This is a genomic window from Streptomyces sp. B8-7, from assembly GCF_058833805.1.
In genome coordinates, this window is record NZ_JBYRRL010000003.1 from 189,649 (window position 1) to 205,523 (window position 15,875).

Below are 15,875 nucleotides of genomic sequence, written 5' to 3' on the forward strand. Positions count from 1 at the left end.
CGCGGAGACCCGCTCGTGCGGCGTGGCCGCGCCCGGCAGCCCGGCGAGCCGCGCCTGCAGCGGTGTGCGCTGCCCGGGGCGCCCGCGTGCGAGGTGCACAGGCCCGCTCGACGTGACGGCGTACGCGGGCGTCCCGGACGTCCCGGACGCCAACGTACGGTGCGGCGGCGTACCCGTCGTACCGCAGTCGGACCGTGGACCAGGCGCCGGCCGCGCTCGCGGTCGACGCTGTGCAGGACCTCCTGCTCGAAGGCGTCGCCGTACGCGGCGGTGGCCACCGGCACGCCGTCGTGGAGCGCTGCGTGCCCGGGTGCGCCCGGCCGGCCGGCGGCGCCCTCGCTCACAAGCCGAGCAGGACACCGGCGGTCAGCTGCGACGCGGGCGTGGCCACCCGGAGCCGGGTCCGGGCACCGCGGGCACCGCGACGGCGGCATCAGCGGGCGTCAGCCCTCGGACAGCGCGCGCTCGGCGTTCGCTTCCGGCATGCTCCGGGTGTCCGTGCCGGAGGCGAGGAGGGTGTTCTCCGCCTTCGTGCGACGTGTCGCCAGTCCGACCAGGGCGACGACCACCACCAGGAGGAACGCTCCGCCGGCGAGCGCGAAGCTCAGCGTGAACTGGGACTCCTCGGGCAGCGGGGGCACGCCGGCCGGCAGGTGCTGGATGGTCTTCGAGGCGAGCAGGGAGGTGACGACCGCGCTGGCGACGGCGCTGCCGACGGACCGGGAGATGGAGTTGATGCCGTTGGCGATGCCGGTCTGGTGATGCGGGACGCCGGCCACGATGAGGGCGGGCATCGCCGCGTAGCCGAAGCTGATGGCGACCCCGACGACCATGCCCGCGATGATGACACCAGGGGTGCTGTCGTGCTTCATGGTCAGCCAGGCGAAGCCGACGACGCCGAAGGCGGCGCCCGTGACGAGCGTGAGCCGTGCCCCGATCCGGCTCACCAGCATCCCGCCGAACTGGGCTGCGACGAGCGAGACGAGCGTGGTGGGCAGCAGGTACACGACGGAGGCGCGCAGCACGGACGCCCCGAAGCCGTATCCGGTGAGTTCATCCGGCATCTGCACCAGGTACGACACCCCGACGAACTGGGCGAACATCGCGAAGCCGACCAGGAGTCCGGCGAGGTTGGTGAAGAGCACCGTCCGGTGGACGAACATCCTCAGGTCCACCATGGGCTCGCGGACCCGGCTCTCGATGACGACCCACAGCACCGCGGTCAGGACGGAGCCCGCGAACAGCCCGAGCGTGCGGCCGGAGGTCCAGCCCCATGCGTGCCCCTGCGAGATGGGCAGCAGAAGGAGGACCAGCATCGCGGCGAGGGAGGCGGCGCCGGGCCAGTCGGTGCGCCCGCCGGTCTTGTGCCGCGAGGCGGGCACGACGAGCACGACCGCCACCAGGGCGAGGACCGCGAGTCCGAAGGCCAGCCAGAAGACGCGGTGGTAGTCGGGGTGCGCGCCCTGCGTCAGCAGGCCCGCTCCGACCAGCGCCAGGCCGCTGCCGAACGCCAGCGTGCCGCTGACCAGGGCCATCGCGGTGTGCAGCCGGGCCGGCGGGATCTCCTCGCGGAGCACCGACAGCGCGAGCGGGAAGATCGCGGTGGCGGCACCCTGCATCACGCGCGCCACGATCAGCCAGAGCAGCGAGTCGGTTGTCGCGGCCAGCACGGACCCCGCGGCCATCAGTACCAGAACACCCACCAGCGTGGGCTTCTTGCCGTGCTGGTCGCCGAAGCGGCCGAGCAGCGGGGTGAACACGGCGGCGGACAGGAGGGTGGAGGTGGCGACCCAGCTGACCCCGGAGGAGGAGGTGCCCAGATCGCGCTGGATGATGCCGAGGATGGGCACCACGAGTGTCTGCATCATCGAAACGATCATGGCCGCGAGGCCCAGGACCAGGACGATCCCGAATCCGCCGGAGCGCCGCGCGGGCGCCGGAGAGTGTGCGGAGGTCATAGAGGTGTTTCCCCAGTGGTAGGGCGGTGCCGGCATACGGAGCGCCGCATACTTGAAAGCCTCTGTACTTGAACACATCAAGCAATGGCGCAGGGCGACACTAGACATAGATGGTTGAGCCCGTCAAGCTTTACCCGGGTCCGCCATCGGGCGACACATGGCAGCGGACATCAATCGTTGAAGCAGTCAAGCTTTCGCGGTACTCTCGCCCTGTGCAGGCCAACCCCACCCCCCCGACCAAGCGGCAGCTCCTGGAACTGCTCGCCCGCTCGCTCAGCGCGCACTACGCCGACTTCTCCACCGCCGCCGCCGGTGCGGGCCTGACGTCCATGCAGGCCAAGACCCTCACGGTGCTGCGCCGCGCGCCCACCTCGATGCGCTCCCTGGCGGACACCCTGACGTGCGACGCCTCCAATGTGACCGGCATCATCGACCGGCTGGAGAAGCGCGAACTGGTGCGCCGCGAGGTCAGCCCCACCGACCGCAGGGTGAAGAACATCGTCCTCACCGAAGCCGGCGAGAACGCGATCGACCTGATCCGCGAACGGATGGAACAGGTGCAGGCCGGCCTGGACAGACTGTCCGACGAGGAGCGGACCGAGCTCTTCCGACTGCTGACGGCCGTCTTCCCACCATGACGGCGAGGAGGAGCCGTCCCGTGCCCACGATGACCGAGGCCCGAGTGGTGGTCGGCCCCCACACCTTCGACACCCTGGCCGCCGGTCCCCCCGACGGCGCACTCGTGCTGCTGCTGCACGGCTTCCCCGAGTTCGCGGACTGCTGGGCCGAGGAGATCCGCGCTCTCGCCGAAGCCGGCTTCCGGGCCGTCGCCGTGGACCAGCGCGGCTACTCCCCCGGCGCCCGCCCCGAGGCCGTCGAGGACTACGCCGTCGGCCATCTGATCGGGGACGTACTCGGCGTCGCCGACGCTCTCCGCGCCGAGCGGTTCCATCTGGTCGGGCACGACTGGGGCGGCATGGTCGCGTGGGCGCTGGCCTCCGCCCACCCGGACCGGCTGCACACGCTCTCCGTACTCTCCACTCCGCACCCCCACGCCCTCTACCGCGCCCTGAACAGCGGCGGCGACCAGCAGGAACGCTCCGGATATGTCCAGCACTTCCGCCTCCCGGGCCACGTCGCCGAGCAGAGCCTGCTCGCGCACGACGCCGCCGGGCTCCGGGCGGTGTACCGGGGCGCGCTGTCCGGCCGGCAGATCGAGTCCAACGTCCGCAGACTCGCCGAGGGTGCGCTCACCGGCGGGCTCAACTGGTACCGGGCACTCGGCGAGGACCTGCAGGTACTCGCCGGCGAGATCACCGTGCCCACCCTCCACCTGTGGGGCACCGCGGACCGGGCGTCCGGCCGCGAGGCAGCCGAGCTCACCGCGGAGTACGTCAAGGCGCCCTACCGCTTCGTCGCTCTGGAGGGTGCCCCGCACTGGCTGCCGGAGGCCGGCGCGGACCAGGTCAACCCGCTCCTTCTCGCGCACCTCGCGGACACTCGCTGACCCCGTCCCACCCCTCCGACGGGCCGGCCAGGGCCGTCAGCGGAGCGCATTTCTCCGGTCCGGCCGGCACAACGCCGAGAGCTCCGGGTCCCCCGGTCGATAGCCTGTCGGTATGTCGGAGCGCGCCATCCCAGGCCCTACGGACGGGCTGATCGGCCTGAGCACCGCGGATGCCCTGTGGGCCCGTCTGACGGCCCGCAGCGCCCTACCGACGGTTCCCGCGGCGTTCACCCTCGCACCCGCCCGTGCACCCGCGGGCTACGTTCTGCTCGGCTGCCGGGTGGTGGCGACGGTGGAGTCGGGCGACGGCCGGTGGAGCGTTCCGCAGCCGGAGGTCCGGCGAGCGGCAGCGGAACTGAACGCGGTGGAGATGGACCCCCGGGACCTGGTCCGCATCGGACCGTTCGGCGGCGCACCGGGGCAGGAGCCCGGTGCGGACGCGCCTCTTCGATGGCGCCATCGCATCAGGTGCGCGTTGCGCGAGCGGGACTCCCCCGAGCGGGATCACCGAGACGGTCACCGCCGGCCGAGCCATCTGGCCGGGATCGACTGGCAGCGGATCCTCGTGGCGCAGACCCGTGACCCCTCGGTGCGGACATGGTGGCTGCCGCGCGCCGTGGTCAGACTGCTGGACGCGGCCGAACACGCGGAAGCACGGTGGCTCAGGGCGGCGCGGCCCCGGCGGGAAGGCGCAGACCCCGGTGAGCCCCCCGCCCGCCACGGCCCGTCCCCCGCGCCCGACGGCCGGAGGACGACGGCTCCCTCCCGCCCGGCCGCACCCCTGCGCCCGTACAACGGGGAACTGCGGGGCCGCCTGTACTCGGCACTCAGCGGGAAGCCCGGCATGTCGCGCAAGGTGGCCGGGTGGACGTGCGCCGTCTGCCGCACCGCGCCCGCCTCCGTGCTCGACCACTGCCACGAGCACGGCTACGTCCGCGCCCCCGTCTGCCAGTCCTGCAACACGCAGGAACGGCCGGATCACCTCTACCGCAACGACGTCCGGGTGGCCCACCACTACACGCGGCTCTTCCACACCCACACCGCCGACTGGCTGCGGCACTGGCACCGCTGCCCGGGCTGCCGCGCCCGCACCACGCTCCCCCTGCCCCACCTCGCCGCCTGGACCGCCCACATAGCCTGCCGGTCCCTTCGCCCGACCCACCGCGAACCCCGAGGCTCCCGGGCGCGCAGGCCCTGCGGTGTCCTGCGCGTGTCCTGGACCGGCAGTCACGCCACCCCGCGCTCCTGCCTGCTCACCGTCAGCGTCGACTCCTGCCCCACCGGCGAACACCGTGTCCTGGCCCGGGTCCCCTACCGCGAGGCCGTGGAACGGTTCGGCACCTGGCTGGCCGAGACCGCGCCTGCGGTGGCCGCCGCGGCCGGCCCCGACCGCCTGGACGGCCTGCCCACCGAGTCCCGACCCGTCATCGCGGACACCACCGGTGAAGGCCTGGCACTGTTCTGAGTCTCGCCTCGCGGCCTGGTCATCCCGGCCGGGGGGGGGGGGACGGTCGAGGGGCGCGGGATCGGGGAGACGCCGCGGAGGGCTGCCCACCGCCCGGGACGACGCCGGCGTCGCGCTGCAGGAGGCCGTCATCAGGCAGGATGGGTGCCATGATGGCTCATGTCGCCCGTCTTCCCGAACCTCCGGCCCGCAAGCCCGATTTCGAGGACGACTTCACCGCCCCTCGGCTCAGGGAGGATCGCTGGGTCGACCACTATCTGCCGCACTGGACGACACCCGAGCGGTCCCGTGCACGCTACGACCTCGACGGCGCCGCGCTGCGGCTGCGCATCGACGCCGACCAACCGGACTGGCGCACGGAAGACGCCCCGCTTCGCGTGTCCAACCTGCAGACCGGGCTCTTCTCCGGCCCGGCGGGCTCCCGGCTAGGCACACACCGGCACCGTCCGGACGGGCTCGTCGTCCGGACGGAGACACCGCAACGTCTGCTCTGGGCGCCCGCCGCCGGCCGGGTGGAGGTGACGGTGAGCGCGAGCGTGGACGAGGGGTGCATGCTCGCGGCGTGGCTTGTGGGGACGGAGCATCTGTCCGAGAAGGACAGCGGCGAGATCTGCATCTTCGAGATCGACTCCGACGCCGTCGGTGAAGGGACGAGTCACGCCCGATGCGGGGTGAAAGCGCATACGGACGACCGGTTGACGACGGACATGTCGGAAGTCGCCCTTCCCCTCGACACGTCGCGGCCGCACACCTGGACGGCCGTGTGGGGACCGGCGGGCACCGTCATCGGCTGTGACGGCGTCGTCGTGAAGCGGATGTCCCAGTCCCCCGGCTACCCGCTCTTCTTGATGATCGACCTCTTCGAGACCGGCCCTCGCTCGGAGACCGAGACCTCCTACCCGAAGACCGCTCATCTCCACCGCGTGCGCGGGTGGGACGCCGCGGGGACCACCGGATCCCCCTGAGGAGCGGCGAGGGTGCCGGGCTCCGGCACGGCCCGGCCGAGGACGGCGCATCCCCCGCCGTCCCACCGCTCCGGGCCGGCGTCACGCGCGGTGACGGCCCCGCGTTCACAGAACGTGGCGGCGGCCGTCCCCCGCACCCCTCCCGCGCGCCATGACGTGACGGCGGGGCCGGAGTCCCGGCCCCGCGCCGCACCGTGCGCCCCGCGCCTTCCGGGCCGGGCTCCGGGGCTCCGGGGCTCCGGGGCTCCGGGGCTCCGGGGCGTACGGTCGACCGGTCACGCTGCCGTGTCCTCCGGTGTCCCGGTGGACAGCAGGTCCTGGAGTTCACCCACCGCTTCCCGGAGCCTCTCCGCGAACAGCGACATCTCTGCGGCCACCGGGCGCGGGGTGCTCAGATAGAGGTTGAAGCGGTCGGGAAGCAGCACGTAGGCGACACCGATGCACTTGCTGCTGGTCGAGCCGAAGCCGAAGAACTGGATGTTGGTGGAGGGTGCGGAGCTGGTGCTCAGATGGTCGTCGCGCATCTTCACCCAGCCCGGGGTCTCGTACAGGGCGGGCGGCTCGTCCACGCCGAGTTCCGCACCGCGCCGCTGCTGGATCAGCAGCAGCTCCCACAGGTGCTGTTCGGGGGCCTGCCCCGCCTGGCACTGCCTGGCGCGCTCGACGTGCTGTGCGGCGGCGGCCCGGAACGCCGCCCTGCGGGTCGGCGCGTCGGCCGCGGGGTCCTCCATGGCGGCGACGAACCGCAGCACTTCGGGAGTGACGACGCGCATGGCCTCGGTGCGTCCGCGCCGGTACTGCCGTGTGGCGATCGACTCGTACGTGGCGCCCACCTGTCCTTTGGCCCGCCGGTGGGCGAGTTGATAGGCCATCTGCACGAACGCGTCCGGGGAGATGCGCAGTTGCTTGGCCCGGTCCCCGCCGAAGTCCTCGAACGACAGGACGGAGGTGGCGGTGTCGGCGGCGTAGGCCGCGAAGGCCTCCGCGGCGGCGCCGGCATCGGCACGCAGGGCGTCGTCGAGGACCGGTTCCACCCGTTCGACCGCCGGCACGCCCTGGGACAGGGCACCGGACTGACGTGACTGCTCCTCCGCCGGTGCGCCCAGCAGCGCGTCGACGAAGCTCAGGACAGTGGTCCCGTCCAGACCGCAGTGTTCCACGTTGATGCCGGCCGTGCCGTCCTCGAAGACGATCAGGGAGACGGCCTTGTCGAACCACCGGTTGCCGCTGTCGCCGTGGAGCAGCTGGTCACACGCGTCCTGGGTGGTTCCGGGCGCGAAGTCCTCCAGGCAGAGGCAGAACAGCGCCGTCTCGATGTCGTCGAGCGCCGCCGCGTTCCCGGGATGACAGGCGAGCAGGTCGTCCCGGCTGGCGGCCCACTCGGCCCGGGCCTTGGTGGTGAGGTGCCCGGCACAGGTGTCGGTCCGGGCCCGGACGGCACCGGCCTTCATCACCGCGTGCAGCCCGTTCGCCAGGTCGTCCAGGGTGTGCGGGCGGCCGTCCGGGCCCATCACGTCCATCCGGAACATGTTGCCGCGGAAGAACACCACGATGTGGCGGGCCGGCGACGGCCCCGGCCAGGTCTCGGAGTAGGGCGCTCGGACGGTGTCCTGCACGCGTCCCGGAATCCTCGTCGTGGAGAAGAGGAACTTGTTCTGCTCCATCGACAGCGGCTGCCCCCGCTGGACGACCGGCGCGATCCTCTCCTCGTCCAGTCGCAGCTTGTAGTTGACGGCGGAGGCGATGAGCCCGGCCGCCCGCTCCACCTGCGGCAGGCCGGAGTCCTTGAAGAGGAAGAAGAAGTTCGCGTTGAGCGCGATACGGTCCCGGCGCCCCAGGTACCGGGAGGGCCAGAAGGTGTCGAGCCAGCTGTGCACCCCCTCGCCGGCGTCGTACTGCTCCAGCGCCGCGTGGAGTGCGCGACCGGGACCGTCGGGTCGCAGGAACGCGGTCACCTCGGCCTCGGTCGCCTCCCGTTCCTCCGCCGTCAGCAAGGGCGCGCACCAGGCGATGAACCGCTCGCAGGTCTCCTCCAGCCCCGGCAGCGGCACCCGTGGCAGACGGTCCTCGTTGCCGAAGGTGGTGGTGGCTGGTTCCTGACTGCCATGCATGTGAAGCCTCTATCCGAGCCGTTGTGTGGGGTTGGGGGGTGGTGGGGTTGGTGGGTTGGGGGACGTACGCAGGGTGCGGCGGCGCACGGCGGGACGGGTGGATGCCTGGTCGGGCGGCCCGTCGCCGTGCCCCGCAGCTACGCGGCTTCGCGCGGCCTGGAGATGTGCAGCTGCGCATAGAGCCAGCCTTCGGACTCCAGGCCCCGCGGATCGACTCCGGCGGACGACAGCGTGCCGAGGACGAGGGACTGCTCCTCGGGGGAGGCGAACCGCCGTTGCGGGAACACTCCTTCGACGCGGACGGTTTCGTACCCCGCGGCGGCCAGGCTCTCCTCGACCCGGTCGAACGGGAACATCCGCAGGACGAAGTGCGCCATCCAGGGCCTGCGCCCGCCCTGCGCGTCGACGATGCGTGAGATCGTCTTCTCGGTGACGTATCCGAGGCAGCCCGTCGAGATGACCAGATCCGTCCCGGCGACCTGCTCACGCTGCCGGTCCGTGAGATCGCCGTCTTCGAGGTCGGCTTGCACCGCGTCATCGAGGAACCCGGCTGAGAGCGCGTAGGAGAGCGCCTCCCGTGAGGTGTCGAGGCCGGTGAACCGGGTGTTCCGCAGGCGCGACCGGGAACGGACCAGTTCCCGGTCCCGAGTGAGCAGTGCGCCGCGGCTCTGCGTGCCGACGTCGCCGTCGCAGTAGCGCTCGTACAGCTCGTCCATGGACATGTCGCATCGCAGCAGGGCCGCGTTGATGCCGTAGGAGCACCCGACGTCCAGGATCCGGGGCGTCCTGACGTGCTGCGACTCGCGGTATTCGTCGATCACTTTCACGAAGTAGGGTTTGGCGAGTTGGGGGATGCCGTAGTGGAGTCGGCGCAGCGTTGCGAAGTAGGCCCGCGGGTCGGGCTGGGTGTAGATGTGATCGAGCAGGACCTTACCGCTCGTGTCGAACTGCACGGGACGTACTCCTCTGTCGGTTGCAGAGCGGGTGACTGCGTGCGGGCGCGTCAGCTCCGGCCGTTCGGCGGCCAGGACCCCCAGGGGCCTGTTGTGAACGTGCTAGTCCAGCAGTCCGTCGACCCGGACGGCGCGTCCCTCGGCGGCCCGGTGCTCGGGGAGTACACGGCCGAAGAGCTGCCGGGTCCGCGCCACGCTGCCGACGACTCCGGCCCGTTCGCTGTATGCGAAGATCGCCGAGTGACGCGCGGTCTCGCCCCGGACGGCTGTGACACGGTGGAGCGAGTAGCGGCCCTTGAAGAGCTGGAGGTCGCCGGGCCTGAGGGCAAGGCGGCGCACCAGGTGCTCGCCGTCACCGAGCAGCACGTCCCGGACGTCGTCGAAGTTCTCCGCCCGCGCGGACCTGATCCCGGGACAGTACTCGAAGACCCCGCCGGCCTGCGGCTCCTGCGTGAGCATGCTGACGGTGAACTCGTTGGTGTCGAAGTGCCAGGGATGCTCCATTCCCGGGGTGACAACATTGAGGCACAGACCGGACAACGGGTCCGCAAGCTCATGAAGACGCGGCAGCTCGAAACAGTCGGCGACGAAACTCTGGAACAATTCGCTGGTGTAGAGCTGATGGATGATGAAGTCACGCGGAATCCGGTCCCGGGCGACGAATGCGTTGCCGCGTTGTATGGGGATCCTGCCCGGGTGGTCCTGTGGAAGCGAGGGGTCCACGGCTATGTTGTAGGCGTTGACCGTCTCGACCTCATAGTGCGCACGGGGGGCGGCTTCCGCGCCTTCCCGCCTCAGTGCCTCGACCTGGGAGGGGCGGACGAACCGCGGCAGCACGCTGCAGCCCAGGGTCGCCAGTTCGCGCCGGACACGGGACACCACCGCGTCCCGGGCGCGGCTGTCCGGCTCCAGCAGGGGGTAGCGATCCGTGTCGACAACCTGCTCGACAGACCGCGCCATCGGTGTACCCATGAGGATCCTTTCCGCACACAAGCTCGGCACCGGTGCGCCGGGACATCCCTGTCAGTTCGGTTGCTCCTGTCGCCGCCCGCCCACCAAGGGCGAGCGGCGTGATCAGCACATGGCGAGCGTCGCCGCCGCTCGTGTGCGGACCGGCCACAGCCTTCCCCCTCCTCACCTCGCGAACCCCAGAGGGGGTTTAACACATGGTCTTGCCTCAATTCATCGCTGCTACGCCGTCTGTGACCGGTGACACTGACGACATGTCATGGAGCCCACAAAGCCGTGCGCCTGACGGGAACTCATGAGGAAGTCCCTGCGGAATTGCGGCACACCGCCCGAGTGTCCCCTCCGGTTGCGCCGGGCGCAGCCGCTGCGCGGGGCGTCGCGGGAACCGGTGGGCGGCATGGCCTCCGTCGGCGGGGTCCGAGCACGCCCCGACGTCTCGGCCGCGTGACGAGCGAGCTGAGGACCTGGTCCTGGGGAGCGGCCGGCCGGTGGCATGGGCGACCCGTCGGCTCGGCGAGCGGACAGGTCTGAGATCCTTCGTCCATGAGCACACCACCTCACGGGTTGCCGGTCTACCGAGTGCTGACCGGGCCGGACGACGCCTCGTTCTGCCGGCGGGTGAGCGAAGCGCTGGATCTCGGCTACGAGCTGCACGGTGGCCCCGCCGTCACCTTCAACGGTGAGAGCGTCGTCGTCGCCCAGGCGCTGGTGTGGCCGGCACGGGCATCTGGTCCGGGTGCGTAGCACCACACACGATCAGCCGTTGCGCAGGAGGGTCCCGACCGGGCTCGGCCGGGATCGTCCGACGAGTGCCTGAGCGCGTCGGGCCCGGTCGCGTCCTGCCCCGTCCGGGTCAGGACCGGCATCGTACGGCCGAAGTCCCGCCCAGAACCTGGTAGGTGACCCCGACGGCCTGGGACGACCGACGGCTTCGAGCCGGGACATCGCTCAGCGCGCCGGCGCACACGCTCCGCTGCGGGTGGCCCTTGCCGCGTACGGCGTCCCGTACCGGCCGTCGGCACGCCCGCGGTGACTGCACGTCGGCTGCGGAGCCAGGCCCGCCGACAACCTTCGGGGTCCCCCGTTTCCTGGTCTGCGGATCACATGGGACGTGGTCGATCAGCCGTCGGCAGACGCGCATGCGATATTCGGTGGCGGACCGGGTCGCTGCGCACCACGATGCGATCGTGGATTCAGATGAGCGCAACAGCGATGCGGTGGTGACTCGGTGGACCCCTTCCACCATCTACCCCGACATGTGGGCCGACCCGGATGACGACCCGCGCAAGACCGGAGTCGCGTCGGTCGACGAACGCGGCGCGCTGCTGGAGAGTCTGCGCTGCTTCCGTCTCACCATCGAGATGAAGTGTGCGGGCCTGGATGCCGAGCAGATGGCCCGGCGCTCCGTACCACCGTCCACGATGTCCATGCTCGGGCTGGTGCGGCACATGGCCGAGGGCGAACGGCACGTCCGCCGGATGGCCGGCGAGGACTCGCCCAGGATCTACCGGACCGCCGAGGATCGTGACGGCGACTGGAACGGCGCGGTCGCCGACCCGGCGGTGGTGGAGGATGCCTGGCGGCAGTGGCGGGCCGAGAGCGAGGTGACCGACCGTTTCATCGCCGGCTTCGCCGGCCTTGGCGCGCTGACCGGGGAGGCGGCGCTGCGCGAGATCCTGGTGGGGCAGATCGCCGAGTACGCGCGGCACTGCGGCCACGCCGACCTCCTGCGCGAGCGGATCGACGGCCGAGTAGGCCAGTGATCACACCGGAATGACAACGGCCGCTCGGGCCCGCGCTCGGCGCCAGGAACATCCCGTAGTAGGCCGCTTTTCGGCCCGGTACGAGCTGCTCCGCGAGGCCGGGGGCCCGGTTGAAGGGTCCGTGCCCGGCCGGACAGTGGTCCCGGCCCGGCGCGGGGATCTCCACGTCGACACCGGGCAGGAGCGCGAGGAGGGTGCGGAGGACACGGCGCAGACGGGTGTCGGTCCGGGTGCTGCGCCGCGCCTCGGGCGGGATGCCGGCGCCTCGGGAGGCGGAATCCGCCCGCAGAGGAGCGGCGTCCGGTGCGTACTCCGGGCGAAGCGTCCCGGTCCCGGGACCGGCCGGGTCAGAAGGACGTCCAGCCGTCACGCTCGATCGCGTAGTAGTACTCCTTCTCCGCGCCCGTCCCGCTCGTGCGGAAGGGGCGGCCGCCGTCGTCGATGCGCAGCGTCCCGCTCCGGTCGCCGCTCGTCCACTCCGCCTCCAGGTACCAGTCGCAGTCGCACCGGACGGCGGTCGCCTCGACGCGGAGCACCAGGGGATCGTCCCGCGTGACCCGGAACGGCAGATGGGGGGCGGGCAGGGTGCGCGGCTCGCCGGTGTCGTCGTCCACGGTGCCGCCGCTCTCCGGACGGGCCAGAGGCCGGGGGACGTCCAGGTCCACGGCGTAGCGGGCGGGGGTCACCTTCCCTCCGCAGCCCGGGCTCATCGCGTACACCCGCCAGTCCAGGGCCGGGCGCCGGTCCACCACGCGGACGGAGAGCCGCTGCACCACGGCTGACCCGTTCGCGGGGGCGCTGACCGTCGCCTGCACGGTGGTGCGACCGCCGTCCACGGCGCCGAGGGAGTCCGCCCACGCGGCCGCGTCCTGCTGCACGGGCGGTGACGGGACGATGCCCGGCTCGCGGTCCACCAGATAGCGGTGGTCGCAGCCGCTGTTCCAGATGTCGGCGTCCGCGCTCATGGCGGGTCCGGCGGGTCCGGCGGGACCGGTGGCGGCGAGCGGCGGCGAGGTGACCGGGCCGGGCCGGTCCACGGACCAGCCGTCCGTGTCCGACGCGACGTTCGCCGCGATGACCGCCCCGACCGTCAACGCGGCCGCCGTGCCCGCGGTCAGGATCCGGCGCCGACGGCCCTGACGGGGAGCGCGGGTGGACGCCCCCGAGGCCGACCGCCCGTCTCCCGCGGGGCCGGGCCGCGGGGCGGCGGGGCGCCTGGTGACGAGCGCCGCGCCGCGCGGGGCCTCCGGTCCCCCCGGCCCTGCGGCGGACGGCCCGGGCGGGACGTCGCGGCCGTTCGCCCCGGCGCGCGGGGCGGCCTTCGGTCCGGTCGGCCGGGCGGTCTCCCGCCCGGTGTCCCGGTCCTGCGGCCCGGCTTCCCGGCCGTTCTGCGGCGCGGCTTCCGGGAGACGGGGCCCGGCGGCCGCAGCTCGTGGGCCCGGCGCTTCGGCGCGTGGCCCGGCGGCCGGGGCACGCGGTGCGGACGACGCGGACTCCGCAGCGCCGTCGGCGGATCCAGGCGCGGTCCCGTCGGCGGATCCAGGCGCGGTCCCGTCGGCGGATCCAGGCGCGGTCCCGTCCGCGGCCGGCGGACGCGGTGCCGCGGCCCTGGCACGGGCCTCGTCCGCCAGCACCCACCGGCGGTGCAGCTCGATCAGCTCTTCTCGGGACGCCCCCGCCAGCCGGGCCAGCCGCTCCACCACCGCGTAGTCGGAGGGGACCGTCTCCCCCAGGCAGTAGCGGTGCAGCGTCGACCGGCCGATGTGCAGCCGCCCGGCGAGCACGCCGTAGCTGTGGCCCGTACGGTCCTTCAGGTCCCGCAGACTCTCCGCGAACCGTCCGGCCTCGTCCGGCTGTCCCGTCATGCCCCAGGTCTCCGTTCCGCCGTCCCGCATCCCGCCGTCCCGTCCCGGATCCCGTCCCGGGCGGTCGGCGTTTTCCCAGGCCAGCGTACGCGTATGCGTCCCGCCGTCCCATCCCGAGCCCGGTGGCTTGCCGTGGGGCGCGGAGATCTTGAAGTCTGGTGACACCTGCTCACCGGGCCACCGAGGCGGTGCTCGTCGGACACCCGACGAGCCGCCGTGGCACCTCGAGCAGATCCCGCTCCTGCGACAACCGTGAAACCAACCGCGAAACCAACCGTGAAACGGGGACACCTCGATGACGAACCGGAAGAAGAACCTTCGAAAGGGCGCCGTGCTCGCCGCCACCGCCGCGGCAGCCGCCCTGCTCACGCCCCTCGCCGGCACCGCCACGGCCCAGGCCGAGGCCAGGGCGGCGTCCGGCGCGCCCGGCTTCCTGTCGGCCTCCGACATGCCCGACGGCTGGGGCACCGAGTGGCAGGCCGGCGCCGTCACCAAGGGCAGGCCGGAGACGCCGATGGTCTGCACCGACGCCGTCCTGCCGGCCAGGGGGAACATCTGGCACCGCCTGTACTGGACCGACCTCGACACGGGCGGCGAGCAGGTCTCGGTCACGCTGCGCACCGAGGCCGCGGCCCGCAAGCTCGTCGCCGCCGCGGAGAAGGCCGCCGCGAACTGCGCCGCGGACGACCTGCGCGACACCCCGGGCGGTTCCGCCGCCTGGGACGACTACGGCAAGGTCTCGGTCGAGGAGGGCGCGCACGTGTACGGCGTCCACACCGAGCAGCCGTGGGGCGCCAACGACGCGCACCTGGTCGGCATCGGCCGCGACGGACGGACCGTCACCTTCGTCGAGTGGGGTCAGATGGGAACTCTGAAGGATCTGCCGGTGGAGGACTTCAAGAAGACGATGATCAAGGCGGTCGACGGGCTCCGCTGAGCCGGAGCGACCGACTGCCGGGTGATGACGGCTTCCGGCGGAAAGACCCGCACCGGCTCCTTCCGGCTTCCGGCTTCCGGCTTCCGGCTTCCGGCTTCCGGCTTCCGGCTTCCGGCTTCCGGCGGAGGGTCGTGCCGTCGCGCCCCGGGCGCCTCGTCAGGAGTTTTCGGGCGAGGCGCCCGCACCCGTACCCCGCTCCGCCCGGAAGGGGACCGGTCGGCACCGTATTCACCCGCGGCGGTCTCCGGTGATGCCACCGCCCTCGCGAGGCCTCCGCCGGGGCGAACTCCTCAGACGGCGTTCTCCCGCAGGAAGGCCTCCAGCCGTTCGGCGAAGCCCGGTGCCGCGGCGACGAAGTGGCCGGCCCCGGCATGCACACTGCGCTCGCCGGCCAGCAGGTCCGCGAGCGCATCGCAGATCCGCTCCAGTGCGGCCGCGTGCCCCCCGGAGGCGACCAGCACCGGAACACCGGCGTCACGGATCGCGTCGAGCCGCGGGCGGGCCTCGCTCGTCCGCCGGGCTCCATGCGCCCGGCGGACCCCGGCGACGACGCCGTCGGGGAGCGGGCCGTCGCCGACCGGCGCGCCGCAGAGCCGGAGGAACTCACGCAGTTCGAGCGGGTCCGTGTCCATCCCGTGGGTGAGGACCGCGTCCCCGATACGTTCGAGGCGTGCCACAGCGGGGTCGTTGGGGACGAGGTGGTTCAGCGGCGGTTCGACGAGGGTCAGCGAGCGCACGCTGCCCGGCGTGGCAGCGGCCGCGATCAGCGTCCCGAGGACACCGTAGGAATGGGCGACGACGTGCGGCCGGCCGGCCAGCAGCGGTGCCAGGTCCAGGGCGTCGACCTCGAAGTCCTGACGCCGTCGCGGCGGCGGGCTCGGAGAGTAGCCGCGGCGATGGACGTACCCCAGTGTCCACCGGCCGGCCAGCGGAGCCAGAGCGCCCCACGTCGTACGCGGGCCGGCTCCCCCGTGCACCAGCAGGACCTCCGGCCCGCAGCCGTCTCGCACCACCACGATCTCTCCCACGGCACGAGCTTAGGGGCGCACGGCCGGGCCCGTGCCTTCGCGGCGGCATCGGCCTACGGCTCCTCGCCGAACCAACTGCCGCGGGCCGGAAGGGGTCAGCGGCGGCACGCGGTGTGGGTGGCGCCGACGGCGGTGAGTGCCGGTCCGACCGCGCGCACCCGGCAGCCCGGACCCCGGTCCCGTGCCCCGCCACGGCCCTGCGCACCGGGCGGCCTGTCACCACAGGCCCCGGGCCGGGACCGGGGCCGGGACCGGGACCGGGCCGGGGCCTTGTACCATTCCGGGCAAGTGGTCTAGACCGACCTGGTGTGGAAGGGGCGCGAGCCGATCATGAAGGACAAGGCTTTCGAGGAG

At 72.5% G+C, this 15,875-nt stretch carries 13 protein-coding genes; 7 read left to right on the plus strand and 6 right to left on the minus strand.

Going from position 1 to position 15,875, the window contains the following annotated elements; translation table 11 throughout:
- Positions 1-443: 443 nt before the first annotated feature.
- On the minus strand, positions 444-1,958 hold the full coding sequence (locus AC5K6T_RS16155) for an MFS transporter (protein WP_493209659.1): 1,515 nt from the start codon (positions 1,956-1,958) through the stop codon (positions 444-446).
- 212 nt (positions 1,959-2,170) lie between these two features.
- On the opposite strand from AC5K6T_RS16155, the gene AC5K6T_RS16160 reads away from it, so the two are divergent.
- The 4 genes from AC5K6T_RS16160 (at position 2,171) to AC5K6T_RS16175 (ending at position 5,895) form a co-directional block, all read left to right on the plus strand.
- Positions 2,171-2,596: a MarR family winged helix-turn-helix transcriptional regulator gene (locus AC5K6T_RS16160; RefSeq protein ID WP_493209661.1), complete on the plus strand. Its 426-nt coding sequence runs from the start codon at positions 2,171-2,173 to the stop codon at positions 2,594-2,596.
- A 29-nt stretch (positions 2,597-2,625) separates the two neighbouring features.
- Complete coding sequence (locus AC5K6T_RS16165) at positions 2,626-3,465, plus strand: alpha/beta fold hydrolase (RefSeq protein WP_493210794.1); 840 nt, start codon at positions 2,626-2,628, stop codon at positions 3,463-3,465.
- A gap of 112 nt (positions 3,466-3,577) precedes the next feature.
- Positions 3,578-4,930 carry an endonuclease domain-containing protein gene (locus AC5K6T_RS16170; protein WP_493209663.1) on the plus strand — a complete coding sequence of 451 codons (1,353 nt, stop codon included), beginning with the start codon at positions 3,578-3,580 and terminating at the stop codon, positions 4,928-4,930.
- A gap of 149 nt (positions 4,931-5,079) precedes the next feature.
- On the plus strand, positions 5,080-5,895 hold the full coding sequence (locus AC5K6T_RS16175; protein WP_493209665.1) for a LamG domain-containing protein: 816 nt from the start codon (positions 5,080-5,082) through the stop codon (positions 5,893-5,895).
- A 275-nt stretch (positions 5,896-6,170) separates the two neighbouring features.
- Here AC5K6T_RS16175 and AC5K6T_RS16180 read toward each other — a convergent pair whose 3' ends face one another.
- The 3 genes from AC5K6T_RS16180 to AC5K6T_RS16190 all read right to left on the minus strand — a co-directional run bounded on the left by AC5K6T_RS16180 (position 6,171) and on the right by AC5K6T_RS16190 (position 9,931).
- Positions 6,171-8,006: a choline/carnitine O-acyltransferase gene (locus tag AC5K6T_RS16180; RefSeq protein ID WP_493209667.1), complete on the minus strand. Its 1,836-nt coding sequence runs from the start codon at positions 8,004-8,006 to the stop codon at positions 6,171-6,173.
- A 137-nt stretch (positions 8,007-8,143) separates the two neighbouring features.
- On the minus strand, positions 8,144-8,959 hold the full coding sequence (locus AC5K6T_RS16185) for a class I SAM-dependent methyltransferase (protein WP_493209669.1): 816 nt from the start codon (positions 8,957-8,959) through the stop codon (positions 8,144-8,146).
- A 102-nt stretch (positions 8,960-9,061) separates the two neighbouring features.
- Complete coding sequence (locus AC5K6T_RS16190; protein ID WP_493209671.1) at positions 9,062-9,931, minus strand: HalD/BesD family halogenase; 870 nt, start codon at positions 9,929-9,931, stop codon at positions 9,062-9,064.
- Between the two features lie 540 nt (positions 9,932-10,471).
- Here AC5K6T_RS16190 and AC5K6T_RS16195 point away from each other — a divergent pair.
- Both AC5K6T_RS16195 and AC5K6T_RS16200 read left to right on the plus strand, forming a co-directional pair.
- On the plus strand, positions 10,472-10,672 hold the full coding sequence (locus AC5K6T_RS16195) for a DUF1737 domain-containing protein (protein ID WP_493209673.1): 201 nt from the start codon (positions 10,472-10,474) through the stop codon (positions 10,670-10,672).
- Between the two features lie 512 nt (positions 10,673-11,184).
- Complete coding sequence (locus AC5K6T_RS16200; RefSeq protein WP_493210796.1) at positions 11,185-11,691, plus strand: mycothiol transferase; 507 nt, start codon at positions 11,185-11,187, stop codon at positions 11,689-11,691.
- A gap of 347 nt (positions 11,692-12,038) precedes the next feature.
- Here AC5K6T_RS16200 and AC5K6T_RS16205 read toward each other — a convergent pair whose 3' ends face one another.
- Positions 12,039-13,556, minus strand: a complete 1,518-nt coding sequence (locus tag AC5K6T_RS16205; RefSeq protein WP_493209675.1) for a helix-turn-helix domain-containing protein — start codon at positions 13,554-13,556, stop codon at positions 12,039-12,041.
- 295 nt (positions 13,557-13,851) lie between these two features.
- Here AC5K6T_RS16205 and AC5K6T_RS16210 point away from each other — a divergent pair, with 295 nt between their 5' ends.
- Entirely contained in the window at positions 13,852-14,493 is a 642-nt protein-coding gene (locus tag AC5K6T_RS16210; protein ID WP_493209677.1) for a hypothetical protein, read from the plus strand.
- Between the two features lie 290 nt (positions 14,494-14,783).
- Here AC5K6T_RS16210 and AC5K6T_RS16215 read toward each other — a convergent pair whose 3' ends face one another.
- Positions 14,784-15,521, minus strand: a complete 738-nt coding sequence (locus AC5K6T_RS16215) for an alpha/beta fold hydrolase (protein WP_493209679.1) — start codon at positions 15,519-15,521, stop codon at positions 14,784-14,786.
- Positions 15,522-15,875 lie beyond the last annotated feature (354 nt).

Excerpts from the sequence above, each read along its gene's own strand:
- AC5K6T_RS16175 (WP_493209665.1), top strand. The coding sequence starts at position 5,080 with ATGATGGCTCATGTCGCCCGTCTTCCCGAACCTCCGGCCCGCAAGCCC.
- AC5K6T_RS16155 (WP_493209659.1), bottom strand. The coding sequence starts at position 1,958 with ATGACCTCCGCACACTCTCCGGCGCCCGCGCGGCGCTCCGGCGGATTC.
- AC5K6T_RS16200 (WP_493210796.1), top strand. The coding sequence starts at position 11,185 with ATGTGGGCCGACCCGGATGACGACCCGCGCAAGACCGGAGTCGCGTCG.
- AC5K6T_RS16170 (WP_493209663.1), top strand. The coding sequence starts at position 3,578 with ATGTCGGAGCGCGCCATCCCAGGCCCTACGGACGGGCTGATCGGCCTG.
- AC5K6T_RS16205 (WP_493209675.1), bottom strand. The coding sequence starts at position 13,556 with ATGACGGGACAGCCGGACGAGGCCGGACGGTTCGCGGAGAGTCTGCGG.
- AC5K6T_RS16195 (WP_493209673.1), top strand. The coding sequence starts at position 10,472 with ATGAGCACACCACCTCACGGGTTGCCGGTCTACCGAGTGCTGACCGGG.
- AC5K6T_RS16180 (WP_493209667.1), bottom strand. The coding sequence starts at position 8,006 with ATGCATGGCAGTCAGGAACCAGCCACCACCACCTTCGGCAACGAGGAC.
- AC5K6T_RS16190 (WP_493209671.1), bottom strand. The coding sequence starts at position 9,931 with ATGGGTACACCGATGGCGCGGTCTGTCGAGCAGGTTGTCGACACGGAT.
- AC5K6T_RS16165 (WP_493210794.1), top strand. The coding sequence starts at position 2,626 with ATGACCGAGGCCCGAGTGGTGGTCGGCCCCCACACCTTCGACACCCTG.
- AC5K6T_RS16210 (WP_493209677.1), top strand. The coding sequence starts at position 13,852 with ATGACGAACCGGAAGAAGAACCTTCGAAAGGGCGCCGTGCTCGCCGCC.